This window comes from Cellulomonas sp. HZM, from assembly GCF_000708885.1.
Taxonomy (GTDB): domain Bacteria; phylum Actinomycetota; class Actinomycetes; order Actinomycetales; family Cellulomonadaceae; genus Cellulomonas.
In genome coordinates this window covers 1-406 of sequence record NZ_JEOE01000077.1, presented here as the reverse complement: position 1 = coordinate 406, position 406 = coordinate 1, and the positions used below count along the sequence as shown (strand labels likewise).

At 72.7% G+C, this 406-nt stretch carries 1 protein-coding gene; it reads right to left on the bottom strand.

Features of this window, described 5'->3' with window-relative positions; translation table 11 throughout:
* Positions 1 to 50: 50 nt before the first annotated feature.
* Complete coding sequence (locus tag AW16_RS0116655) at positions 51 to 260, bottom strand: heme biosynthesis protein HemY (protein ID WP_231496091.1); 210 nt, start codon at positions 258 to 260, stop codon at positions 51 to 53.
* Positions 261 to 406: the final 146 nt, after the last annotated feature.

Here is a 406-nt window from a genome sequence, read left to right as displayed (position 1 = left end):
GGGGGGTGAATAAGGGGCGGGGGGGGGGGGGGGGGGGGGGCTCGGAGCGGTCAGACCATGTAGCGGAGCATGTACTCGGTGTTCGTGTCGCGGCCGGCGTACGGGTCGGGGGCGTCCTGCGTCTCGACGGTCGCGACGGTGTCCTCGAGGCGTACGGGCTCGGGCAGTGCGCGGAAGCGGGTCACGGCCGCGAGCGCCCCCTGGGCGTCGTCGTCGCGCAGCGAGTCGTCGTGCGCGTCGTCGTGCGAGTCGGCGTGCATGCCGGACCTCCAGGGTGGTCGCCGAACCGCGGGGGTCGTCGGTTGCCTCGAGTGTCGCCGCGGCTCGCCCACGTGTCGAGAGCCTTGTGTGAAGCGTTGGTGCGCTGTGGGACACCAAACGCTTCACGTAGCGGGCGCAGCGCGTG